Here is a 22,254-nt window from a genome sequence, read left to right as displayed (position 1 = left end):
CCTTTCTGGAAGCACTGAGACCGCTGCCGGGCCATCGCGAGCATCAAGGCTGCGGGCCGAAGGAACGGCATCTCAGCGTGGCCGATCAGGCCTTTTGATTCTTGGTGGCGTAGTCGACGGCGTTTTGCACCGTGGTGATCTTCTCGGCGTCTTCGTCCGGAATTTCGATGCCGAACTCGTCTTCGAGCGCCATCACAAGTTCGACCGTGTCGAGCGAGTCCGCGCCGAGGTCAGCAACGAAAGCCTTTTCATTGGTGACTTGGGACTCTTCAACGCCGAGTTGTTCGGCAATGATTTTCTTGACACGTGCTTCGATATCGCTCATTTGGTTCCCTCTGAGGGTTGTAAGTAATCGGTGGATTTTAGCCGGCCGGATTGTGGCATTTGCCGCTCGGCCGCAGGTTGAAGGTATTGCGTCGGCCGCTTACATGTGCATGCCGCCGTTGACATGCAACTCCTGCCCGGTGACGTAAGCCGCCTGAGGAGAAGCAAGGAAGGCGACGGCATGGGCAATGTCCGCGGGCTTGCCCAGATGACCAAGGGGGATCTGCGCCAGCAGCGCCTGCTGCTGAGCCTCCGGCAGGCTGGCCGTCATGTCGGTCTCGATGAAGCCCGGCGCAACACAATTGACCGTGATGCTGCGGCTGCCAAGTTCGCGCGCCAACGCCCGCGTCATGCCCGCGACGCCGGCCTTCGCGGCCGCGTAATTGGCCTGCCCCGCATTGCCCGAAGCGCCGACCACGCTGGTGATGCTGATGATGCGTCCATAGCGCTGCTTCATCATGGGTCGGATCACGGCGCGGGACAGCCGGAAGACGGCCTTCAGATTCGTGTCGAGAACGGCGTCCCAGTCGGAATCCTTGAGCCGCATCGCGAGCGTGTCACGGGTGATGCCTGCGTTGTTGACGAGCACGTGGATGGCGCCATAGACCTTGACGATCTCATCGATCAGCGCTTCGACCGCTGCACCGTCATTGACGTCCAGCGCGCAACCGCGGCCACCGTAGGCACTCAGCGCCGCGGTGATCTTCGCGGCGCCTTCATCGGTCGTGCCTGTTCCGATGACCTTGAGGCCGCGCTGTGCCAATTCGAGCGCAATGGCGGCGCCGATGCCGCGAGACGCCCCGGTCACCAAAGCGACCTGTCCTTCGAATTTGAGAGTGCTCATGGAATAACTCTGGAGATCAACGCTCAAGCAGCGAGCAGTTGCCGGGTCTCGGCGAGGCTTGCCGGGTCGTACACCGACGCTGCAGCCAATTCGGGAGCGATGCGCTTGGCCATGCCAGCCAGCACCTTGCCGGGACCGCATTCGATCAGGGCATCGACACCGCGAGCCCGCAGGGCCTGCACCGATTCGACCCAACGCACAGGGCCAGCGGCCTGACGCACGAGCGCGTCACGGATCGATTCAGGATCGGTCACGACCGCCACATCGATGTTGTTGACCAACGGGATCTGCGGCGCCAGGAAAGTCACTGAAGCGAGGCGCTCGCGCAGCGCTTCCGCAGCGGGCTTCATCAGGCTGGAATGGAAGGGAGCGGAAACCGGCAGCGGCAGCGCACGCTTGGCGCCGTTCGCTTTCAGGACTTCGCAGGCCTTCTCGACGGCGCCCTTGCTGCCGGCGATCACCGTCTGCATCGGATCGTTGAAATTCACCGCCTCGACGACCTCGGCGCTGCCTGGACCGAAACTGGCCGTCGCCTCGGCGCAACCCGCTTTCACCTTCTCGGCATCCATGCCCAGGATGGCCGCCATCGCGCCGGCACCGACGGGAACCGCCTGCTGCATGGCCTGCGCGCGGAAGCGCACCAAAGGAGCAGCCTGCGCCAGCGTCAGCACGCCGGAAGCGACCAGCGCGGAGTACTCGCCCAGCGAATGCCCGGCCACGACGGACGGGCGCTCCCCGCCCTCCGCCAGCCACGCTCGCCATGCAGCGACGCCGGCGACCAGCATCACCGGCTGGGTATTGGTGGTCAGCCCGAGGGCCTCCTTCGGACCCTCATGGATGAGGCGGCCCACATCCTCGCCGAGCGCATCCGACGCTTCGCGAAGCGTCTCGGCAACCGCCGGATGATGGCCCCAGGCGTCGAGCATGCCGACCGCCTGCGAGCCCTGCCCCGGGAAGACAAATGCGAAAGACTTCATTGTTCTATGGCTCCATAGGCGCAGCCGCCGCGGCGATGCGCCTTCACTTCAATAGTTCAGCAGCACCGCGCCCCAGGTGAACCCGCCGCCCACGCCTTCGAGCATGAGGGTGTCGCCCTTCTTCACCTTGCCGGAGCGCACTGCGTGGTCGAGCGCCAACGGAATCGATGCAGCCGACGTGTTGCCATGCTCGTCGACGGTCACGATCAGCTTCTCGCGAGGAAGCTTGAGCTTCCTGGCAGTGCCTTCCATGATCCGGATGTTGGCCTGGTGCGGGATCAACCAATCGATGTCCTGGTCGGTCTTGCCGGCCTTTTGCAGGGTGGTGCGCGCCGCGTCTTCCAGCACGCGGACCGCGAGCTTGAACACAGCCTGTCCATCCATGTGGAGGAACGGGGTGCCCAGCACGGAGCCGCCCGACACATTGCCCGGCACGCATAGGATGCCGACGTGCTTGCCGTCGGCGTGCAGGTCGGAGGCCAGAATTCCGGGCTCGGCGCTGGCTTCGAGAACCACCGCGCCGGCGCCATCGCCGAAAAGCACGCAAGTGGTGCGGTCGTTGAAATCCAGGATCCGCGAGAACACCTCGGCGCCCACAACGAGCGCACATTTGGCGCTGCCCGTGCGGATCAGCGCGTCGGCGACCGTCAGTGCATAGACGAAGCCGCTGCAGACGGCCTGCACGTCGAACGCGGGACAGCCGGCAATGCCCAGCTTGTTCTGAAGAATGGCCGCAGCGGACGGGAACACCATGTCCGGCGTGGAGGTCGCGACGATGATCAGATCGACATCGGCTGCGCTTCGGCCCGCAGCCTCGAGAGCCGCCTTGGCGGCTTCCAGCGCGAGATCGCTGCTGGTCACATCAGGGGCGGCGAAATGCCTGGCCTTGATGCCGGTGCGCTCGATGATCCATTGATCGGAGGTCTCGATGCCGCGACCTGCGAGGTCCCGCGCCAGATCGTCATTGGTCACACGGCGAGGCGGCAGGTAGCTGCCAGTGCCGGTAATGCGAGAAAAAGAGGTCATCAGACGTGAAGCGCTGCCGCGTCGGCCGCCGCAGGTTCTTGCCGCGCAAGCAAAGGTGCTGCATGGGCGATGCGGGCCCGCACGCGATCGAGCAGGTTGTTGCGAGCGGCATCATAAGCGCGATCCAAGGCATGCCCGAAAGCCACCGCGTCGGCAGAGCCATGGCTCTTGAAGACCAGCCCACGAAGACCAAGCAGGGCAGCGCCATTGTACCGACGGTGATCAAGACGCTTTTTAAGCGCTTTTAGAACCGGATAGGACACAATGGCCGCAAACTTGCTGAAGATGCCGCTGGAATACTCTATACGCAAGAAATCAACGATCATCGAGGCAACGCCCTCGGTGGCCTTGAGCGTGACATTGCCGACGAATCCGTCACACACGACGATGTCCGTCGTGCCCTTGAAGATGTCGTTCCCTTCCACGTTGCCGTAGAAGTTGAGATCCTGGGAGTTCGCCGCTTTTCGAAGCAGTTGGCTCGCTTTCTTGATCGTTTCGCTGCCTTTGATCGCTTCCTCGCCGACATTCAGCAGACCCACGCTGGGGGACTCGTTGCCGGTTAACGCCGAAACCAGCGCCGAACCGAGCACCGCAAACTGCAGAAGGTCTTCCGCGTCGCAATCCACGTTCGCGCCCAGATCCAGAACAGTGGTCGCACCGCCTTTGCTGTTGGGCAACTGGGGCGCAATCGCAGGGCGATCAATGCCGTCCAGCGTCTTGAGGAGGTAGCGCGCGATAGCCATCAACGCGCCCGTGTTGCCGGCGGAGACGGCTGCCTGGGCAGCCCCATCCTTCACTTGCTGGATGGTGACGCGCATCGACGAATCCTTCTTCTTGCGAAGTGCGATTTCGATGGGATCGTCCATGCCGACGACCTCGGTGGCCGCGACGACCGTCGCCCGAGGGTGGGAAAAGCTGGAAAGTGCGTCGGGCATCCCCACGAGAAGCAGCGACGCTTCAGGGTGACGCTCGAGAAAGCCACGACAGGCCGCGAGCGTGACGCGCGGCCCATGATCACCACCCATGCAATCAACGGCAAGCGTGATCACGGACGGCGCAGACACAGATGCAGACGGCGTAGCCATCAAAACAAAGGCCCGACGCTACGGGAAAAGTAGCTTCGGGCCTCGACTTTGAAACGAGCTCAGGCTTCGGACTTGGTTTTGAGAACCTTGCGACCGCGGTAGAAACCGTTCGGGCTGATGTGGTGACGAAGGTGGGTTTCACCGGTCGTGGGCTCCACGGCGATGCCGGGCACGCCCAGCGCATTGTGCGAACGGTGCATGCCGCGCTTCGACGGCGACTTCTTGTTTTGCTGGACGGCCATGATGGCTCCTGGATGTATTCGGGTGGGTTGGCGGGCATTGCGAGGCGGCGATAACGCTCCAAAAGCACTAGCGGCGACGCGCGCGAAGCCTTTGATTATAGCCTAGAGACACTGAAGAACGCCACCCCTCCCGCCCCACCGCTATTTGTCTTCGTCCGACTTCAGTTGCTTGAGCACAGCGAACGGATTCGGCTTCTCACCTTCCGCCGTCTCGAAATCGGGATCGGCCGCCGACAGCCGCGCCGGTTCAGGACATACCTCATGGCGCGGCGTCACGGGGATTTCCATCAGGAGCTCATCTTCGACGAGACCGCGCAGGTCGAAGTCCCGACTCGCTACGAGGACGTCCTCCTCGGACTCCTCGTCCTCCGCAGCCGCAATGGCCTCGTCCGACACGAAGCGGAACCATCGATCGACGTCGAGCCCCACGTCGACCGCCCCGAGGCAGCGCTGACAGACCATGGGAACCAGCGTGTACGCCGTCAGATGCATCCAAGGCACCGCGCTGCCGTCGGCTCCGCTGCGGCGCTCGCCGGTCGCCGCCCACTGCACGGTCAGCTCGTCGGAGGGCTCGACCAGTTCCGCGTGCAGTCGCCTGTAATTGCGCACGGGGTCGCTCCCGGAGATGGACGCGCCGGCTTCGGCAAAACCATTCACGTCGAGTCGGCCAGGGACAAATTCTCTCGTCATCCGGCCAGTCTAAACCGCTCGCGCACAATCGCGGCCATGCAACGCCAAGTGATCCTCGCCTCGACCTCGCGCTACCGCCGGGAACTCATGAATCGCCTTCATCTGCCCTTCGAGGTGCAGGCGCCGGAAGTCGACGAAACCCCGCTCGAGGGCGAAGCGCCACGCGCGCTCGCAGAGCGGCTTGCGCTCGAGAAGGCCCGCGCTGTCGCGCGCCGCTTTCCGGAAGCCGTCGTGATCGGCTCCGATCAGGTCGCGGACCTTGCAGGCGAGCCGCTCGGCAAGCCGGGGGACCACGCCCGCGCCTCGGCGCAGTTGCGTCGGATGCGCGGCCAGACGCTGATCTTCCAGACCGCCGTCGCCGTCGTCTGCCAGGCCAACTCCTTCGAGCAGCGCGACCTCGCGCCCGTGCGTGTGGTTTTCCGCGATCTCAGCGACGCAGCGATCGAGCGCTATCTCGTGGCCGAACAGCCCTATGACTGTGCCGGGAGCGCCAAGAGCGAGGGCCTGGGCATCGCACTCCTCGAGGCCATCGACAGCGACGACCCGACCGCGCTCGTCGGCCTGCCGCTGATTCGCACAGCCCGCATGTTGCGGGCCGCAGGAGTCGACCTGCTGTGAACAGCCCAACCCACGGCAAGCTCTACCTCGTCCCTGCTCCGCTGGACTTCGGGTGCGACGAACAGCGGGATATCAAGGAAACCCTGCCGCTCGGCACGCTGCAAGCCGCCGCACGGATCACCCACTGGATCTGCGAGAACGCCAAGTCGGCGCGCGCCTATCTCAAACGGATCGAAGCGGTCGCACCCCTGGCGGCACCGCTCCAGGCGCAGCAGATCCAGGAACTTCCGCGCGAGGTTCACAAGAAGGGCGATCACGGCGGGCAGTTCGACGCCCGACCGCTTCTGGCCGCGGCGCTCAACGGCCATGACGTCGGACTGCTCAGCGAAGCCGGCATGCCTGCCGTCGCCGATCCCGGTTCTTCCGTCGCCAAGGCCGCGCACGATCTCGGCATCACGGTCGTGCCGCTCGTCGGGCCTGTGTCCCTTCTGTTGACGCTCGCCGCCAGCGGGCTCAACGGGCAAAACTTCGCCTTCGTGGGCTACCTGCCGCAGGACGCGGAGGCTCGAATCCGCCGGATCCGGGAACTGGAGGCACTGGCACTCAAAACGGGCCAGACCCAGCTCTTCATCGAGACCCCGTACCGAAACGCCGCGCTGTTGCAGGCCCTGACGCAAACGCTGCAGCACAACACCCGCCTCGCGGTCGCCAGCGGCCTGACGCTCTCGTCATCCCGGATTCAAAGCCACACCGTGAAGGCATGGCGCGCCATGCCGGGCCGGCAGGACGAACGCATGCCGGCCGTGTTCGCGATCGGTCGCTAGGCCCGCGCCCGACGATGACGGTCACTTCCGCACGGATGCGCTGGGCCTCGCGCGCGCAATTCTTCTGCTCCGGTTTCGTCTTTGCCACGTGGGGCGTGCACATCCCCACCGTGAAGGCGCACTACCAGGTCAACGAAGCGCAGCTCGGTTTCGCCATGCTCGCCGCGGGTGTGGGCGCCTTGCTGGGCCTGACCCAGGCGAGCCGCTGGATCGGCCGCCACGGTGCGCGTCGCCTGGCGGCGGTCTGCGGTTGCACCTACGCGCTCCTGCTCTCCTCCCTGCTCCTCGCACCCAGTTTCGTTGCCGTGCTTGCATTGCTCGCCGCGTTCGGCGTTGCAACGAGTGTGTTCGATGTAGCGATCAACACCGAAGCCGCGCAGCTGGAACTGCGCAACGGCAAGCCGTTGATGAGCGGCATGCACGGCATGTTCAGCCTCGGCGGCATGGTCGGCGCGGCCAGCGGCGGCGCAGCAATCGCCGCGGGCGTGGCACCGCAGCATCACCTGACGCTCGTTGCCCTCGTCATGGCGCTCACGATCGCACTTTCATCGCGGTGGATGCTACCGAAAGAGGCGACGGCGTTTCCGCCCTCCGACGACGGCTTTCGGCTGCCGCGTGGCGCGCTCGCCGTGCTGGGTCTGCTGGCCGCCCTGGGCCTCATCGCCGAGGGCGCGATCTACGACTGGAGCGTGCTGTACCTCCAGCAGGAACTCGGCAGCGCGCAGCAGCAGGCGGCGCTCGCTTACGGGAGTTTTTCAGCGGCCATGGCACTGGCGCGATTCGGAGGCGACGCGATGCGCGCGCGATTCGCGCCCGCCGTGCTGCTGCGCGGCAGCGCGCTGCTGGCTGCTGCTTCGATGACGCTCGTCTTGGTCACGAGCAATCCCTGGGTGGCACTGGCCGGATTCGCAGGCGTCGGCGTCGGCTTCGCCAATGTGGTGCCGGTTCTCTTCGCCGCATCGGCACGCGTGCCGGGCGTCGAGCCCGCGCAAGGCATTGCGGCGGTTTCGGCGGCGGCCTATCTGGGCTTCATGGCGGGGCCGCCGGTCATCGGCTTCCTGGCGCAGATCAGCTCCTTGACCGTCGCGCTGTACGTGGTGGTGGCGTTCGCGGCAGCGCTCGGCGCTTCCGCGCGCTACGCCAATTCGGCCGAGACGGCCTGATTCATCGCAGCGCCGGCGCCGTGCGCAATGCGCGCACCGACGCATCGCCAAGCGCCGCGCCGAATTTCTTCGCGAGCTTCTCGGCCACGTTGTCGCGGCGGGTGTAGTCGATGAGTTCCTCGGCCTTGATCACTTCGCGCGCGACGTAGTCCACATTGCCGATCTGATCCGCCAGGCCCAGTTCGATGGCCTGCTGGCCGCTCCAGAACAGGCCGCTGAAGAGCCCCGGCGAACTGACCTTGAGGCGATCGCCGCGACCGGTCTTCACCACGTCGATGAACTGCGCGTGGATCTGGTCGAGCATCTGCTGCGCATGCGCGCGCTGGGCGTCGCTCATCGGGCTGAACGGGTCGAGGAACCCCTTGTTCTCGCCGGCCGTCAGGAGCCTGCGCTCCACGCCGACCTTCTCCATGATCCCGGTGAACCCGAAGCCGTCCATCAGCACGCCGATGCTGCCGACAATGCTGGCCTTGTCGACGAAGATCTTGTCGGTCGCGGCTGCGATGTAGTAGGCGGCCGAGGCGCAAGTCTCCTCGACCACTGCATAGATCGGCTTGTTGTACTTGGCCCGCATGCGCTTGATCTCATCATTGATGATGCCGGCCTGCACCGGGCTGCCGCCCGGCGAGTTGATGAGCAGGATCACGCCCTTCGCGCCCTCGTCCTCGAACGCGGTCTTCATCGCAGCGACGACGAACTCCGCGCTCGCATCGGCGCCGTCGGCGATTTCGCCCTTGATCTCGATCACGGCGGTGTGCGCCGTCGTCTTGGCCGCCGTCTGCGAACCGCGCGAGATCACGAACCACGCCAGCGCGACAAAGAAGACGAGCCAGGCCAGGCGGGTGAAAGTCCTCCAGCGGCGCGCGGCCCTCTGTTCCTTGAGCGCGGCAAAGGCGAGCTTCTCCAGCGTCGCGCGCTCCCATCCAGGTTGCTGGGTCGGGTCGTTTCTCGACATGTTTCTCGAGCCCCCCTGGGCAGTTGATGAAGGCGCGGCGCGATCGAAGGGTTCGAAACCTTCGGGCTCCGTGCGGTTTGAATCTGTCATGTCAGAAAGCGAGAGGTTGGAGGTTCCAGGCAGTATGCCAGCGCACGACGCCGTCACGCTCGCTGAGCGCGATCTTCACCAGCCCCCCGCGGCACGGGCCGCCGACGCACTCGCCGGTGTTGGGCTTGTAGACCGCGCCGTGCGTCGCGCAGAGGAGCCACTGGCCGCTGTCGTCGAAGAAGCGGTCGGGCTGGAAGTCGAGTTCCATCGCCACGTGGCTGCAGCGATTGAGGTAGGCATGGGCCACTCCCTCGAACCGGACGGCGAAGGCGCGGCAGGTCTGCCCCGCATGGACCACGTCGAACGGCACGGCGCGCCCGCCTTCGACCAGATCGCCGGCATTGCAAAGAGGAATGCACTCGTCGCTCATGGCCGGATTGTCATGCGTTCCCAAGTAGCCACTGTGCGAGACCGGAAACCGAATGCGCCACATGCAACGGCGAAAGCGGCTCGAAGGTGTCGGGCTCGTGCGCCCCGTAACTCACGCCGACGCTCGCGCAGCCCGCGTTGATCGCGAGCTGGAGGTCGTGCGTGGTATCCCCGATCATCAGCGTGCGCTCCGGCGGCACGTCGAGTTCGTCCATGAGTTCCAGCAGCATGCGCGGATGCGGCTTGCCGAAGGTCTCGTCCGCCGTGCGCGAGGCATCGAAACGATCGCGCAACGCGACCGTGGCGAGCGCCTCGTTCAAGCCCCGGCGCGACTTGCCGGTGGCGACGGCGAGCAGATGGCCGCGCGCGCGCAGCGCATCCAGCATCGGGAGCACGCCGTCGAAGAGCACGACGTCGTCCTGGTGCTGAAGATAGTGGTAGCGGTAGCGCGCACCGAGCTCCGGATACTTTTCCCGCGGGACATCGGGCGCCGCCTTGGCGAGCGCTTCGGCCAGACCCAGGCCGATCACCCAGGCGGCGTCGCTCTCGCTGGGCCTGGCGCCCCCCACATCGACCACGGCGGCCTGGATGCAGCGAACGATGAGTTGCGTGGAGTCATAGAGCGTCCCGTCCCAATCAAAGGCAATCAGATCGAAACGGCGGGCGCGTGGGTCAGTCATGAGGCGTTGTCGAAGGATGGGCAGCGAGCACCTCGAGCGCTTCCGGCGGCATCAGGGCATTCAATTCCGCCGGGAGATCGGCCTGCAGCGCCATGCGCTCGTGGCTCGCGGGATGGGTGAACTGCAGGCGCCAGGCGTGCAGGAACATGCGTTTGAGGCCGATCTTCTGCAGCGCGCGGTTGCGCTCGAACTTGCCATATTTGTCGTCGCCGGCGATGGCGTGGCCGGCCGAGGCCAGGTGAACCCGTATCTGGTGCGTCCTGCCGGTCTTGATCGTGACCGCGAGCAGCGACACCGGTTCGGCGTCGGCCGACAGATTGAAGCGGGCGAGCACCTTGACCAGCGTCACCGCCCGCATCGCATCCGGGTGATCCTTGGCCACGACGCGCACGCGCCGCTCGCCAGCATCGGCCCCGCCAGCCGCGCCCGGGAGCAGGTATTTCGCGAGGGGCGCATCGAGCACCTTCTTGTTCGCGGGCCAGTTGCCTTCGACCAGCGCGAGGTAGGTCTTCCCCGTCTCGCGGTCGCGGAACTGGTCCTGCAGCGCGGTCAGGGCCGACCGCTTTTTCGCCACCAGCAGGACGCCGGAGGTCTCGCGGTCGAGCCGATGCACCAGTTCCAGAAAGCGGGCCGCGGGCCGCGCCCGTCGCAGTTGCTCGATCACGCCGAAGCTCACGCCGCTGCCGCCGTGCACCGCGACGCCCGCGGGCTTGTTGATGGCGATCAGCGCGTCGTCTTCGTGCAACACGGGGAATTCCCGAGGTGGGGCGGGCGGCGACGAACCCTCTTCCGCACGCGCGGCGACCCTCACCGGGGGCACGCGCAACACGTCGCCTTCAGAGAGGCGAGTCTCTGCCTGCGCCCTGCCTTTATTGATGCGCACCTCGCCCGAACGGATGATCCGGTACACGTGGGTCTTCGGCACGCCCTTCAGTTGACGGAACAGGAAATTGTCCAGTCGCTGACCGGCAGAATCCTCGTCAACCCTGAGAAAGCGAACTTCCGCCGCCCCGGGGCCTGGCTTCGCACCTATAATATTTTTCACCAGCGCGGTCATGTAAGTGCTTGATTAATCAGAAGTTTAGAGCACAGCAGGGGGCGCTGCGAGGTCGATGCCGCTTTGATGTCGAGTCCGCAGGCCACGCGCAAGAGCGCAAGGCGGCAGGCGCTTCATCCGAGTCAAGCCGACGCCCACGAAACACCATTACGGAATACCCCAGCCGGCAGCTCCAGGCTACCGGCGGATCGAAGCGAGTACCTCGTGTTGATGCTACTGGTTCAACTTGTCCTGCGCTGGCTGATGCCGGCGAGCACAGGCATTGAGCCACCGGCCGTGCGCATCACCATTGCGCCAGTCGCTGTCGAAAAGATAGCAAGTCAGCACCCGATCGGACTCGCACCCATCCACGCGCCCCCGCACTGGCCCGCATCGAGCTGAATCTCGATGCGGCTGCCGGCATTCGCACGGCAGTTCACGCCAGGGCCTAGCGGCAATTCCTTCGTTTCGCGGCGCGCCGTCCGTGCATCGTTAGGTCCGTCATGGACCGGTAAGACGAGACGAAACATAGAGAAGGACAACGCATCATGAAACGGATGCTGATCAATGCCACGCAGGCCGAAGAACGCCGCCTGGCCATCGTCGATGGGCAAAAGCTCCTCGACTACGAAATCGAGATCGAAGGACGGGAGCAGCGCAAGGGCAACATCTACAAGGCCGTCGTGACGCGCGTCGAGCCGTCGCTGGAGGCCTGCTTCGTGGACTACGGCGAGGACCGCCACGGCTTCCTGCCGTTCAAGGAGATCTCCAAGCAGTATTTCGCCGAGGGCGTGTCGGCCAGCCAGGCCCGCATCCAGGACGTGATCAAGGAGGGCCAGGAGCTGGTCGTCCAGGTCGAAAAGGAAGAGCGCGGCAACAAGGGCGCCGCGCTGACCACCTTCATCTCGCTGGCCGGACGCTACGTCGTCCTGATGCCGAACAACCCGCGCGGCGGCGGGGTCAGCCGGCGCATCGAGGGCGACGACCGGGCCGAGCTCAAGGAGGCGATGGACCAGCTCGAGTACCCCAAGGGCATGAGCATCATCGCGCGCACCGCGGGCATCGGCCGCTCGGCGCCCGAACTGCAATGGGACCTGAACTACCTGCTCAAGCTCTGGAGCGCCATCGACGGCGCCGCCAAGGGCGGCAAGGGCGCCTTCCTGATCTACCAGGAATCCTCGCTGGTCATCCGCGCGATCCGTGACTATTTCAATCACGACATCGGCGACATCCTGATCGACACCGACGACATCTACGACCAGGCGCAGCAGTTCATGGCGCACGTCATGCCCGAGCATGCGGCCCGGGTGAAGCGCTACCGCGACGATGCGGCGCTGTTCAGCCGCTTCCAGATCGAGCACCAGATCGAATCGGCCTACGCCCGCACCGTGCAGCTGCCCAGCGGCGGCGCGATCGTGATCGACCACACCGAAGCTCTGGTTTCGGTCGACGTCAACTCGGCCCGCGCGATCAAGGGCGGCGACATCGAGGAGACGGCCACGCGCACCAACCTCGAGGCCGCCGACGAAGTGGCGCGCCAGATGCGCCTGCGCGACCTGGGCGGCCTGATCGTCATCGACTTCATCGACATGGACGAGTCGAAGAACCGCCGCGAAGTCGAAAGCCGCCTGCGCGAAGCGCTTCGCCAGGACCGCGCCCGCGTGCAGTTCGGCTCGATCAGCAAGTTCGGGCTCATGGAAATGAGCCGCCAGCGCCTGAAGCCGGCGCTCTCCGAAGGCTCCTCGATCCCCTGCCCGCGCTGCGGCGGCTCGGGCCACATCCGCGACACCGAATCGAGCGCGCTGCAGATCCTGCGCATCATTCAGGAAGAGTCCATGAAGGACAACACGGCGGCGGTGCACGTCCAGGTGCCGGTCGAGGTGGCTTCCTTCCTGCTCAACGAAAAGCGCACCGAGATCGCCAAGATCGAACTCAAGCAGCGCGTGAGCGTGCTGATGGTGCCCAACAAGACGCTCGAGACGCCCAACTACAAGCTCGAGCGCCTGAAGCACGACGACCCGCGACTCGACCACATCGACGCCAGCTACAAGATGGCCGACGAGTTCGAGGACCCGACTTCGGTGACGCGCCGCTCGCAAGAGCCGACGAACAAGCAGACGCCGGTGATCAAGGGCGTGCTGCCGGACGCACCCGCCCCGGTCGTGGCCCCGAAGGCCGAGACTGCACAGGCGCCCGTCGCTGCACCGGCCGCGGCAACGGCTGCCGCCTCCGCAGCGCAGGCCAAGGCGGCCGAGACCGGCTTCTTCGGCTGGATCAAGCGCGTCTTCGGCGCGGCCCCGGCTGCGGTGCCCGAGCCCGCACCGATTCCCGTCGAGGCACCCAAGCCGCGCCGCGAAGGCCGGGCCGGTGGCCGCGACGGCGAGGGACAGCGCACCCAGCGCGATGGTGATCAGCGCCGTGGACGTGCCGAAGGCCGCAACGGCCGGGATGGCGACCGTCGTGGTGGAGGTCGCAGCGGCGAGCGTCGCGAAGGCGGCGAGCGTCGCGAGGGCCGCAACGAAGCCCGCGCTGAAAACCAGGCGCGCGAGCCGCGCGAAGCGCGCCAGGGCCGTGAAGGCGAGCGCCGCGGTCGCGGTGGTGAACGCCGCGAAGGCGAAGGCCGCCAGCAGCCCGTGGAGGCGGTGGACAGCCAGCTCGAAGCCCAGGCGCTGGCAGCAGCCGGGGCGGCCAACGATTCCGCCATCCCGGCGGAACGGGCGCCGCGCGGCCGTGGCGAACGCCGGGAGCGCGGCGAGCGTGGCGGCGAGGCAGGACGCGACCGCAGCGGCGACGCTTCGCGTGAATCCGCCGCAGAGGCGGCCGAAGGCGGCGCATCCGGCGAGCGCGCCGGCCGCGGCGACCGTGAAGAACGCGCACCGCGCGGCGAACGAGGCGAAGGCCGCCGCGAGCGCCGCAATGACGGTGCTGCGCGTCCTGAAGCGTCTCCGGAGCAATCCGTCGCCGAAACAACCGGAGCGCCGGCTGAAGAGCAAGGCGCCGAAGCCGCACCGCGCCGTGAAGGCGAAGAGCGTCGAGGCCGTTCGCGCGACCGGTACGGCCGCGATCGCCGCGAACGCGCTCCCCGCGAGGAGGCCGAGACCAGCGTATCCGCCGCAGCGGAACGTCCGGCAAGCGAGGATCTCGCACCTCAGCTGCCCGTGGCACCTGTGCTCGCAGAAGCGACCGCCGCGCCGAAAGCGCAACCGATCGTGGTTCCGTCGAGCGCAGTGCCCCCCCGCGCGATGCCCAAGATCCAGCCCTTCCTCCTGCCGCTGCACGAACTGGCCCAGATCGCCGAAGGTTCGGGGCTGCAATGGGTGAATTCCGACGCCGACCGCGTGGCGCAGGTCCGCGCGGCGATTGCGGCCGAGCCCAAGCCGATCCATGTTCCCCGCGAACGGCCGCCGACGATCGTCCTTGACGAGGGTCCGCTGGTGCTGGTCGAAACCCGTCGGGATCTCGCGGGCATCGTGCTGCCCTTCGAGAAGGCAGCGCAGGACGCGAGCCCCCGCCCCTGAACCCCAGGGGCCGTGGCGCTCCGTCTCTGAGCCGTAAGAAAAAGCCCGGTGCGTGCGCACCGGGCTTTTTTTATTGCGTGAGCGCCCGCTCCGGCGCCATCCCGGTTGGTGCCTTGCAACGCCTGTATCGAGATTTCGCGGGCGATGCGACTTGTGATGCTGCGCCGCACAAGAAAAAGAGGCTGCACAAAGTCACGTTTCGCCAAACGGCGTATGTAAACAACACATTCAAGCCCGTCCGCATTAACATGTTGTTAAACAAAAGGACTACACTCTGTCGAAACATGTTGCATTGCATCAAACGTCAGGCGAACGCGCCGCACAGAGGCGAAGACTAGACCGTTTGGCGGACGATGTAGCGCTTTTGTTGACACGACAGCGACCGCAGCCTATGTTCAAATTCTTGCGAATAGTAGTAAAGCGTTACACTGAAACGCCCTCTGATTGAAGCAGTACCCGTTACGGGAGAATTTCAAATGTTTCGTTCTGACTCGACCGCAAACGGCAACGTGGTCCGACGTTTTTCTCCCGACGGGGGCGGCTCTTCGGCACCTGCGACGTACGCAAAGCCGCGCCGGCTGTCCTACTTCGAACGCACCGTCAAACGGTCGATCGATATCGCGGGTGCACTGACGTTCTTCGCGCTGTTCGGCCCGCTTTACGTCATCGTCGCATTGAGCGTGATGATCAGCATGGGCCGCCCGGTCCACTTCTGGCAGAACCGTCTCGGCGAGAACGGCGAGCGCTTCCGTTTCTACAAGTTCCGCTCGATGGTGCGGAACTCCGAAGACGTTCTGGACGAGTTCCTGAGCCGCAACGACATGGCCCGCACCGAATGGGACACCTTCCAGAAATTGGAGAAGGATCCACGGATTACACCGATCGGCATGTTCATCCGCAAGCTGAGCCTGGACGAACTCCCCCAGTTCTGGAACGTCCTGAAGGGCGACATGAGCCTCGTCGGCCCCCGCCCCTGCATGGAGCGCCAACGCAGCCTCTATGGCAAGGGATGGGAGCACTACTGCGCCGTGCGTCCGGGCATCACCGGCTTGTGGCAGGTGAGCGGCCGCAACAGGCTCTCCTACGCACGTCGCGTGGAACTCGACGTCGAATACGTGTGCAACTGGTCCCTCTGGCTGGATATCAAGATCCTTCTCAGGACCGTCCGCGCCGTGGTCAGCGGAGAGGGTTCGCGGTGACAGCCGTTCACCCCGTTGTACTCTGCGGGGGAAGCGGCACACGGTTGTGGCCCCTCTCACGCAAGACGCTGCCCAAGCAATTCGTTCCGCTCGTCGGTGACAAGAGCCTGCTGGTGCTCACGCTGGAGCGCCTTCGAAAGCTCAACACCGAAGTGACCTGCGTGGCATCGGAGGAACACCGGTTCCTCGTGCAGGAATGCGTGGATGCGGCACAGGTGACCGGGCGACAGCTGCTCGAACCCGTCGCCCGGAACACCGCCGCCGCGATGGCCGCCGTGGCGCTGCTTTCCAAGCCGGATCACCTGCTGCTCTTCGCGCCCGCGGACCATCACATTCCGGATGTCGACGGTTTCGCCGAGACGATCCGGACGGGCATTCCCGCTGCGCTGCGCGGTCATCTGGTGACCTTCGGCGTCGAGCCGACCTTTCCCAGCACCGCCTACGGCTACATCCGCCAGGGCACGAAGCTCGATGGACCGCTGGCCGAAGAAGCGGGCCATACGGTGGCGTCGTTCATCGAGAAGCCCGCAGCCGCCCGCGCCGAACAGTTGTTGCTCGAGGGCGGAAACTTCTGGAACGCCGGGATTCTGCTGGTGCAGGCCAAGGTGCTGATCAAGGCACTGGAAACGCACGCGCCGGACATTCTCGAATCGTGCAAGGCGGCCACCGCGGCCGTCGAGGTCGACGGCGACTTCCTGCGCATGGAGCGGTCCGCTTTCGAGCACTGCCGCAGCCAGAGCATGGACTACGCGGTCCTCGAGAAATCCGATCAGGTCGCCGTCATCCCGTTCCGCGGACGCTGGACCGACGTCGGCAGCTGGAATGCAGTGGCCGAGCTCCACGAACTGGATTCGAACGGCAATCGCATCAGCGGCAACGGCTTTGCGATGAGTTCGGCCAATACCTTCATCCATGCGCCCATCCGTCCTGTCGTGGCGCTGGGCACCAAGGATCTGCTGGTGGTCGACACGCCGGACGCGCTGCTGGTGGTGCACAACGACTGCGTCGAGCAGGTCAAGGACGTCGTCGCGCTGCTCACGGCCAAGGGCCAGAGCCAGGCGGTCCGTCATCGCCGTGTGCCGCGGCCCTGGGGCGCCTATGACAGCATCGACGACGGCGAACGCTTCGCGGTCAAGCGACTCACGGTGAAGCCGGGTGCCCGGCTGGCGCTCCGGATGCACCATCACCGCGCCGAGCACTGGGTCGTCGTCAAGGGCGCGGCCCGGGTGACCTGCGACGGCCATGCCCAGCTCGTGAAGGAAAACGAGTCGATCTACATCCCCGTGGGCGCGGTCTACCGCCTGGAGAACGCCGGCAAGACCACGCTCGAAGTGATCGAAGTCCAAACCGGCAGCTACCTGGCTGACGACGACATCGTTCGGTTCGACGACGAAGACGGCATGGGCTCCGACGCCAGTCAGCGCAAGCTCGCGTGACACTCACCCGCGAACATCAAGGTGATACTGAATGAACGAGTTCCAGAAGCCGATTTTCGTGGCGGGTCATCGTGGCATGGTCGGAAGCGCGATCGTGCGCGGTCTGGCCAGCAGGGGCTACACCAACATCATCACCCGCAGCCGCGCCGAGCTTGACCTGACCGACCAGGCGCAGGTCAGGGCCTTCTTCGCCAAGGAGAAGCCGCAGGAGGTGTACGTGGCGGCAGCCCTGGTCGGCGGCATCCATGCCAACAACACCTACCCGGCCGAGTTCATCTACTCGAACCTGATGGTCGAGGCGAACGTGGTCCACGAGTCGTGGCGCACCGGCGTTGCCAAGCTGCTGTTCCTGGGATCGAGCTGCATCTATCCGCGCCTTGCCACCCAGCCCATGTCGGAGGACGTGCTCCTGACCGGCAAGCTCGAACCGACCAACGAGCCCTACGCGATCGCGAAGATCGCGGGCATCAAGCTGTGCGAGAGCTACAACCGCCAGTACGGCTGCGACTACCGCAGCGTGATGCCGACCAACCTCTACGGGCCCGGCGACAACTATCACCCGGAGAACAGCCACGTGCTGCCGGCGATGATCCGCCGCTTCCACGAGGCCAAGATGTCGGATGCGCCGTCCGTCGTGATCTGGGGCACGGGCACGCCCAAGCGGGAGTTCCTCTACGTCGACGACCTGGCCAGCGCATGCGTCCACATCATGGACCTTCCGCGTGAGGTCTATGCCGCGCACACCGAAGTCATGAGTAGCCACATCAACATCGGCTCGGGCGAAGACCAGTCGATCGCCGAGCTCGCCCAGCTGGTGAGCGATGTCGTGGGATACCAGGGCTCGATCCAGTACGACACGAGCAAGCCCGACGGGACCCCGCGCAAGCTGCTCGACATCTCCCGCATCCGCCAGCTCGGCTGGATGCCCCGAGTGCCTTTGCGCGAAGGCATTGCCAAGGCGTACGAAGATTTCCGCAGCGAAGAACTGGTCGCCTGAGCGGGGATCTCCCGATACGATTCGCGTGATGCAAGGACCCTCGATTTCGCTCATTCCTCCGGGCAGCGGCGGCGTCAAGGATTACGCGGTCGTCGTCGGCGGCCCGCTTCACGCGCCGCCCATGGAGCTCGGTCCCACCACCGATTCCTCGTCGTGGTCCGGCGACTTGCTGCTGCTGCATTTCAGTGGCTACGGCTTCCAGAAGCGTGGCGTACCTCTGTGGCTGGTCAAGAGGATCGGCAGCCTTCGGCAGCAGTTCAGGTCGTTCGGCGTGGTCTTTCACGAGCTCTTCGCCTCCGGGCCGCCGTGGGGTTCGGCTTTCTGGCTCAACGGCATCCAGAAGCAGATCGCGCGCGAACTGCTCTCTCTGTCCGATTTCTGGCTGACCAACCGGGACGAGTCCGCCCGCTGGCTGCTCGACCAGCGCCGCGACACGCCGCACCGCGTGCTGCCGGTGTTCTCGAATGTGGGCGAGCCGGACAGCATCGAGACCGAGCGCCAGCCGCGAATGGTCGTGTTCGGCAGCTCGGGCGTGCGGGCCAATGTCTACCAGTGGGCCGACGGCGAAATCTTCCGGCGAGCACGAAAGGCGGGCCTCGAGATCCATGACATCGGCCCGCCGCAACAGGACCCGGAGTTGCTCCAGCGATTCGAGCAGGAGGGCGTGGTGGCGCACGGCAAGCTCTCCGCCGACCAGGTCAGCAGCGAGCTGTCCACCGCGGCCTGCGGCGCTCTCGCCTACCCGACCGACTACGTCTCCAAGAGCGGCGTCTTCGCGGCCTATTGCGCGCATGGCATCTGCCCCGTGCTGCTCGCGAAGGAATACGGTTCATACGACGGCCTGTCGCCGCATGTGCACTACATCCCGGGATTCGAAGCGCTGGACGGCTCGGTATCGAATGCCAAGGCCATCGGCCGGGAAGCACGCCAGTGGTACGAGCCGCACCGGATCGACGCCCATGTCGCCGCGCTGCAAGCCATGGCGGCGGAGGTGCAGAAATGAACGAACTGCAATTTCTCTGGAGCGAGCGCGAACGGCCTCCGCTCGGCTCGAAACGTTGGCTCGTGGTCTGGGCCAAGCGCGCGCTTCAATTTCGCTCGCTCCTGTCCATCGTGCGGCACAGACGAAAGCTGCGTGCGAGCGGGATGCAAATCGGCCTGCTGTCGGTCATCGATTCGAAGGACCTCAAAGGCCAGGGCTCCAACTTCAGCATCGGCGATCGGACATTCATCGCGCACAACGCGGAGCTCGTCGCGCTGGAGAAGATCACGATCGGCTCGCGCGTGGTCATCAATGACCGGGTGACGGTGCTCACGGGCAGCCACCACGTCGGCGATCCGACATGGCGCCAGTTCAGGAAGCCGGTGCGCATCGACGACTACGCATGGATCGCGGTCGGCGCGACGATCCTGCCGGGCGTCACGATCGGCTACGGGGCCGTGGTCGGTGCCGGGGCGGTCGTGGCCAAGGACGTGCCCCCGCTGGCAGTCGCGACCGGCAATCCCGCGACCGTGCGCCTCAACGTCCGGCCTCAGGATCTCGACTACGACCCGGTCATCTTCCTCGCCCCGTACGAGGCCTGGGTGGGCCGCAGCAAGGGCGCCCTCGTCACGCCGGCCGACGCATTCCCGCCGGGCAGGCCGGCACCGACGGGCAGCGAAAAGCCCACGCCATGAGCGCCGTGCTTTCATCAGCCCCGCCCCGAGCTGCGAGCAAGCCGCAGTCGCTCAGCCGCGCCGGGCAGCTTTTTCTGGCGGTGTTCTTCATCGTCGTGTACGAAGGCGCCGTTCGCAAATGGGTCACGTCCGCGTCATCGCTGCCCCTGATCGGCCTTCGGGACTTCTGCGCGGCCTGGCTGATCTTCTACGCCTGGAAGCGCGGCTATCTGCGCCAGCAGATGAAGATCACGTCCGCCCTCTTCGCGTGGTCGCTGCTGGTGTTCGGATGGGGCCTTCTCCAGCTCGCCGCAGGCCAGAGCTCGCCCCTCATCTTCATCATCGGGCTGCGCTTCTGGCTCCTGTACACCTGGTTCGCGGTTGCGGCGGCGGCCTCGATGAACGAGACCGACTATCGTGCGGCGCTCCTGATGGCGGGGTGGATGATGGTCCTGATGGCGCCGCTGGCCGTACTGCAGCACTACTCGCCGCCCGGGGCGTGGATCAACGTGCAGCTGGAGGGTGGTGATGACGAGGAAGGCATCTTCACCGTCGTGGTGGGCGTGGTCCGCACCACCGGGACCTTCAGCTTCACCTCCGGCTACGCGACGTTCATGGGACTGGTGGCGCCTATCGTCTTCGGCCTGCTGTCGGCCCGAAAGCCACGCAGCAAGCACTACCTCTTCGCGACGGCGGTCTTCATCGCTTTCCTGGTCGGAGCGCTGGTGAGCGGCTCCAGAACGGCCGTCATCTCTTCGGGGATGATGTTCATGGCCTACCTGATCGGCAGGCTGGTGTTCTCCCGCATGCCGCAGAAGCCGGCCGCCGCGGTCGGCGTCGTCATCGCGCTGTTGCTGGTCGGCATCTTCGCCATCTTCTTCCGGGATGCGATCGACGTGACGCAAACGCGCTTCGAGCAGGCGTCGGAGGCGGAGGACTTCTGGGGTCGGGTGCAGACCATCCTCGTTGGCGAGTCGCATGTGTTCGAGACCGTCAACTGGCTGGGCGGGGGTGTCGGGTACGGCTCCAACCTCGCCAACTTCGTGCGCACCGGCTCGTCCGGCTACTTCGCGCTCGCCGAATCCGAAGGCGGGCGGATCCTGCTGGAAGGCGGGTTGCTCGGAATGACGTATGTGGGCCTGAAGCTGCTGGTGATCGTCATTGGCCTCTTCAAGAGCTTCAGGTTGTCGATGAAGACCCATTCGCCCTATCCGGTGCTCGTCTGGCTCACCGCCGCACTGGCGATCCTGTCGTGGCCCTCCAGCGGCCAGTTGACCGCCAACGGGCTGCTGGGGATCATTCTTGCGTTCGCCCTCTTGCTGTTCCGGTTTCCGAGGCTTGAGATCTTTCCTGGACGTGCCTCGAAAACGTGAGACTGCTCCACTTCGTTCCATCGGTTAATCCCTACGGCGGCGGGCCCATCGAAGGCGTCAGGCGACTTCGGGACGCGCTGGCGGCCATCGGCCATCCGGGCGACATCCTGAGCCTCGACAGCCCCGATGCCGACTACGTGACCGACTTTCCCGGACAGCTGACCGCCCTGGGTCCGTCCTCGAGCGGCTATTTCTACAACGACCGGGCGATTCCATGGCTGCAGGCCAACGCCGCGAACTACGACGCCGTGATCGTCAACGGGCTCTGGCAGTACACGGGCCTGGCGACCTGGCGGGCGCTCGGCCGTTCGGCGACGCCCTACTTCGTCTACACGCACGGCATGCTGGACCCCTGGTTCAAGCGCCGCTACCCGCTCAAGCACCTGAAGAAGTGGCTGTACTGGCCCTGGGCGGACTACCGCGTCCTGCGCGATGCCGCCGCGGTGATCTTCACCTGCGAAGAAGAACGCCTGCTGGCGCGCCAGTCGTTCTGGCTCTATCGGGCCCGGGAAGTCGTCGGTTCCTATGGCACTTCACAGCCGCCGACCAACGCGCGTGCGCTGGCCGCCGGATTCACCGCCGCCTTCCCGGAAATCCAGGGCAAGCGCATCCTGCTCTATCTCGGCCGCATCCACGAGAAGAAGGGTGGCGACCTGCTCATCGATGCCTTCGCGCGCGTGCTCGGCGAAGCGCCGGACCTGCACCTCGTGATGGCAGGCGCGGGCGACGACGCCATCGTGAACCAGCTCAAGAGCCGCGCCGGGCAACTCGGCGTCGCCGAGCGCATCACCTGGACCGGTCTCGTGTCGGGCGACCTCAAATGGGGTGCGTTCTACGCGTCCGACGTGTTCTGCCTGCCCTCGCACCAGGAGAACTTCGGCATCGCGGTGGTGGAGGCCCTTGCGTGCGGCAAGCCGGTACTCATCAGCGACAAGGTGAACATCTGGCGCGAGATCCAGCAGGACGGCGCCGGGCTGGTCGGCCCCGACACGCTGGAGGGCACCATCGGGACCCTGCGCCAGTGGCTTTCCCTGTCGCGCGCCGATGTCGCGTCCATGCGCATCGCCGCCCTGCGCTGCTTCCAGGCACGCTTCCAGATCGAGCAGGTGGCTGAGACGCTCGTGCGGATCATCAACGACCACTCGCCCGGTGCGTCGCATTTCAGCCCTCTCGAGCGCGCCTCGAATCAACATCGAAACGCTGCCTGAGGGT

General features: G+C 65.6%; 22 protein-coding genes. 11 read left to right on the top strand and 11 right to left on the bottom strand.

Features of this window, described 5'->3' with window-relative positions:
* Positions 1-85: 85 nt before the first annotated feature.
* The 7 genes from acpP to WKW77_RS30090 form a co-directional block, all read right to left on the bottom strand.
* Positions 86-325 carry an acyl carrier protein gene (acpP, locus tag WKW77_RS30120; protein WP_007830471.1) on the bottom strand — a complete coding sequence of 80 codons (240 nt, stop codon included), beginning with the start codon at positions 323-325 and terminating at the stop codon, positions 86-88.
* Between the two features lie 99 nt (positions 326-424).
* Entirely contained in the window at positions 425-1,168 is a 744-nt protein-coding gene (gene fabG, locus WKW77_RS30115) for a 3-oxoacyl-ACP reductase FabG (RefSeq protein ID WP_340360566.1), read from the bottom strand.
* Positions 1,169-1,191: 23 nt separating this feature from the next.
* Positions 1,192-2,145 (bottom strand): ACP S-malonyltransferase, encoded by a 954-nt coding sequence (fabD, locus tag WKW77_RS30110; RefSeq protein ID WP_340360565.1) that lies wholly within the window; start codon positions 2,143-2,145, stop codon positions 1,192-1,194.
* A gap of 48 nt (positions 2,146-2,193) precedes the next feature.
* A complete protein-coding gene (locus tag WKW77_RS30105; RefSeq protein WP_340360564.1) occupies positions 2,194-3,171 on the bottom strand; it encodes a beta-ketoacyl-ACP synthase III in 978 nt (325 codons plus the stop codon).
* Complete coding sequence (plsX, locus tag WKW77_RS30100) at positions 3,171-4,220, bottom strand: phosphate acyltransferase PlsX (RefSeq protein WP_340360563.1); 1,050 nt, start codon at positions 4,218-4,220, stop codon at positions 3,171-3,173. The genes WKW77_RS30105 and plsX overlap by 1 nt, the downstream gene beginning before the upstream one ends.
* A 95-nt stretch (positions 4,221-4,315) precedes the next feature.
* Positions 4,316-4,498 (bottom strand): 50S ribosomal protein L32, encoded by a 183-nt coding sequence (gene rpmF, locus WKW77_RS30095; protein ID WP_028248601.1) that lies wholly within the window; start codon positions 4,496-4,498, stop codon positions 4,316-4,318.
* Between the two features lie 141 nt (positions 4,499-4,639).
* Positions 4,640-5,188, bottom strand: coding sequence for a YceD family protein (locus tag WKW77_RS30090; RefSeq protein WP_340360562.1), 549 nt, complete (start codon positions 5,186-5,188; stop codon positions 4,640-4,642).
* A 36-nt stretch (positions 5,189-5,224) separates the two neighbouring features.
* Here WKW77_RS30090 and WKW77_RS30085 point away from each other — a divergent pair, with 36 nt between their 5' ends.
* From WKW77_RS30085 to WKW77_RS30075, 3 genes are read left to right on the top strand one after another with little or no spacing between them, the layout of a single operon-like run.
* Positions 5,225-5,806: a Maf family protein gene (locus WKW77_RS30085; RefSeq protein WP_340360561.1), complete on the top strand. Its 582-nt coding sequence runs from the start codon at positions 5,225-5,227 to the stop codon at positions 5,804-5,806.
* Entirely contained in the window at positions 5,803-6,570 is a 768-nt protein-coding gene (locus tag WKW77_RS30080) for an SAM-dependent methyltransferase (RefSeq protein ID WP_340360560.1), read from the top strand. Before WKW77_RS30085 ends, WKW77_RS30080 begins: the two co-directional genes overlap by 4 nt.
* Positions 6,571-6,584: 14 nt before the next feature.
* A complete protein-coding gene (locus tag WKW77_RS30075) occupies positions 6,585-7,733 on the top strand; it encodes an MFS transporter (protein ID WP_340360559.1) in 1,149 nt (382 codons plus the stop codon).
* Between the two features lies 1 nt (position 7,734).
* Here the strand turns inward: WKW77_RS30075 and WKW77_RS30070 are convergent, their stop codons facing one another.
* Genes WKW77_RS30070 through WKW77_RS30055 form a run of 4 tightly spaced genes read right to left on the bottom strand, consistent with a single transcriptional unit; the run spans position 7,735 to position 10,884 of the window.
* Positions 7,735-8,778, bottom strand: coding sequence for a S49 family peptidase (locus tag WKW77_RS30070; RefSeq protein ID WP_340360558.1), 1,044 nt, complete (start codon positions 8,776-8,778; stop codon positions 7,735-7,737).
* A gap of 1 nt (position 8,779) precedes the next feature.
* On the bottom strand, positions 8,780-9,148 hold the full coding sequence (locus tag WKW77_RS30065) for a Rieske (2Fe-2S) protein (protein ID WP_340360557.1): 369 nt from the start codon (positions 9,146-9,148) through the stop codon (positions 8,780-8,782).
* Positions 9,149-9,158: 10 nt separating this feature from the next.
* Entirely contained in the window at positions 9,159-9,827 is a 669-nt protein-coding gene (locus tag WKW77_RS30060; protein ID WP_340360556.1) for an HAD-IA family hydrolase, read from the bottom strand.
* Positions 9,820-10,884, bottom strand: coding sequence for an RluA family pseudouridine synthase (locus tag WKW77_RS30055; RefSeq protein WP_340360555.1), 1,065 nt, complete (start codon positions 10,882-10,884; stop codon positions 9,820-9,822). The genes WKW77_RS30060 and WKW77_RS30055 overlap by 8 nt, the downstream gene beginning before the upstream one ends.
* Before the next feature lie 527 nt (positions 10,885-11,411).
* Here WKW77_RS30055 and WKW77_RS30050 point away from each other — a divergent pair.
* The 8 genes from WKW77_RS30050 to WKW77_RS30015 all read left to right on the top strand — a co-directional run bounded on the left by WKW77_RS30050 (position 11,412) and on the right by WKW77_RS30015 (position 22,250).
* A complete protein-coding gene (locus tag WKW77_RS30050; protein ID WP_340360554.1) occupies positions 11,412-14,381 on the top strand; it encodes an Rne/Rng family ribonuclease in 2,970 nt (989 codons plus the stop codon).
* Between the two features lie 476 nt (positions 14,382-14,857).
* Positions 14,858-15,580, top strand: coding sequence for a sugar transferase (locus WKW77_RS30045; RefSeq protein WP_340360553.1), 723 nt, complete (start codon positions 14,858-14,860; stop codon positions 15,578-15,580).
* A complete protein-coding gene (locus WKW77_RS30040; protein WP_340360552.1) occupies positions 15,577-17,016 on the top strand; it encodes a mannose-1-phosphate guanylyltransferase/mannose-6-phosphate isomerase in 1,440 nt (479 codons plus the stop codon). Before WKW77_RS30045 ends, WKW77_RS30040 begins: the two co-directional genes overlap by 4 nt.
* Positions 17,017-17,047: 31 nt before the next feature.
* Positions 17,048-18,013 carry a GDP-L-fucose synthase gene (gene fcl / locus WKW77_RS30035; protein ID WP_340360551.1) on the top strand — a complete coding sequence of 322 codons (966 nt, stop codon included), beginning with the start codon at positions 17,048-17,050 and terminating at the stop codon, positions 18,011-18,013.
* A gap of 28 nt (positions 18,014-18,041) precedes the next feature.
* Positions 18,042-19,016 carry a hypothetical protein gene (locus WKW77_RS30030; protein WP_340360550.1) on the top strand — a complete coding sequence of 325 codons (975 nt, stop codon included), beginning with the start codon at positions 18,042-18,044 and terminating at the stop codon, positions 19,014-19,016.
* Positions 19,013-19,690, top strand: coding sequence for an acyltransferase (locus tag WKW77_RS30025; protein WP_340360549.1), 678 nt, complete (start codon positions 19,013-19,015; stop codon positions 19,688-19,690). Before WKW77_RS30030 ends, WKW77_RS30025 begins: the two co-directional genes overlap by 4 nt.
* A complete protein-coding gene (gene wzy, locus WKW77_RS30020; RefSeq protein ID WP_340360548.1) occupies positions 19,687-21,042 on the top strand; it encodes an O-antigen polysaccharide polymerase Wzy in 1,356 nt (451 codons plus the stop codon). Before WKW77_RS30025 ends, wzy begins: the two co-directional genes overlap by 4 nt.
* Positions 21,039-22,250, top strand: coding sequence for a glycosyltransferase (locus WKW77_RS30015; protein ID WP_340360547.1), 1,212 nt, complete (start codon positions 21,039-21,041; stop codon positions 22,248-22,250). Before wzy ends, WKW77_RS30015 begins: the two co-directional genes overlap by 4 nt.
* Positions 22,251-22,254: the final 4 nt, after the last annotated feature.

The organism is Variovorax ureilyticus, assembly GCF_037889935.1.
GTDB lineage: Bacteria > Pseudomonadota > Gammaproteobacteria > Burkholderiales > Burkholderiaceae_C > Variovorax > Variovorax ureilyticus.
This window is presented reverse-complemented; position numbering and strand designations above follow the sequence as displayed.

Excerpts from the sequence above, each read along its gene's own strand:
- acpP (WP_007830471.1), bottom strand. The coding sequence starts at position 325 with ATGAGCGATATCGAAGCACGTGTCAAGAAAATCATTGCCGAACAACTC.
- fabG (WP_340360566.1), bottom strand. The coding sequence starts at position 1,168 with ATGAGCACTCTCAAATTCGAAGGACAGGTCGCTTTGGTGACCGGGGCG.
- fabD (WP_340360565.1), bottom strand. The coding sequence starts at position 2,145 with ATGAAGTCTTTCGCATTTGTCTTCCCGGGGCAGGGCTCGCAGGCGGTC.
- WKW77_RS30105 (WP_340360564.1), bottom strand. The coding sequence starts at position 3,171 with ATGACCTCTTTTTCTCGCATTACCGGCACTGGCAGCTACCTGCCGCCT.
- rpmF (WP_028248601.1), bottom strand. The coding sequence starts at position 4,498 with ATGGCCGTCCAGCAAAACAAGAAGTCGCCGTCGAAGCGCGGCATGCAC.
- WKW77_RS30090 (WP_340360562.1), bottom strand. The coding sequence starts at position 5,188 with ATGACGAGAGAATTTGTCCCTGGCCGACTCGACGTGAATGGTTTTGCC.
- WKW77_RS30085 (WP_340360561.1), top strand. The coding sequence starts at position 5,225 with ATGCAACGCCAAGTGATCCTCGCCTCGACCTCGCGCTACCGCCGGGAA.
- WKW77_RS30075 (WP_340360559.1), top strand. The coding sequence starts at position 6,585 with ATGACGGTCACTTCCGCACGGATGCGCTGGGCCTCGCGCGCGCAATTC.
- WKW77_RS30070 (WP_340360558.1), bottom strand. The coding sequence starts at position 8,778 with ATGACAGATTCAAACCGCACGGAGCCCGAAGGTTTCGAACCCTTCGAT.
- WKW77_RS30065 (WP_340360557.1), bottom strand. The coding sequence starts at position 9,148 with ATGAGCGACGAGTGCATTCCTCTTTGCAATGCCGGCGATCTGGTCGAA.
- WKW77_RS30060 (WP_340360556.1), bottom strand. The coding sequence starts at position 9,827 with ATGACTGACCCACGCGCCCGCCGTTTCGATCTGATTGCCTTTGATTGG.
- WKW77_RS30055 (WP_340360555.1), bottom strand. The coding sequence starts at position 10,884 with ATGACCGCGCTGGTGAAAAATATTATAGGTGCGAAGCCAGGCCCCGGG.
- WKW77_RS30050 (WP_340360554.1), top strand. The coding sequence starts at position 11,412 with ATGAAACGGATGCTGATCAATGCCACGCAGGCCGAAGAACGCCGCCTG.
- WKW77_RS30045 (WP_340360553.1), top strand. The coding sequence starts at position 14,858 with ATGTTTCGTTCTGACTCGACCGCAAACGGCAACGTGGTCCGACGTTTT.
- fcl (WP_340360551.1), top strand. The coding sequence starts at position 17,048 with ATGAACGAGTTCCAGAAGCCGATTTTCGTGGCGGGTCATCGTGGCATG.
- WKW77_RS30030 (WP_340360550.1), top strand. The coding sequence starts at position 18,042 with ATGCAAGGACCCTCGATTTCGCTCATTCCTCCGGGCAGCGGCGGCGTC.
- WKW77_RS30025 (WP_340360549.1), top strand. The coding sequence starts at position 19,013 with ATGAACGAACTGCAATTTCTCTGGAGCGAGCGCGAACGGCCTCCGCTC.
- wzy (WP_340360548.1), top strand. The coding sequence starts at position 19,687 with ATGAGCGCCGTGCTTTCATCAGCCCCGCCCCGAGCTGCGAGCAAGCCG.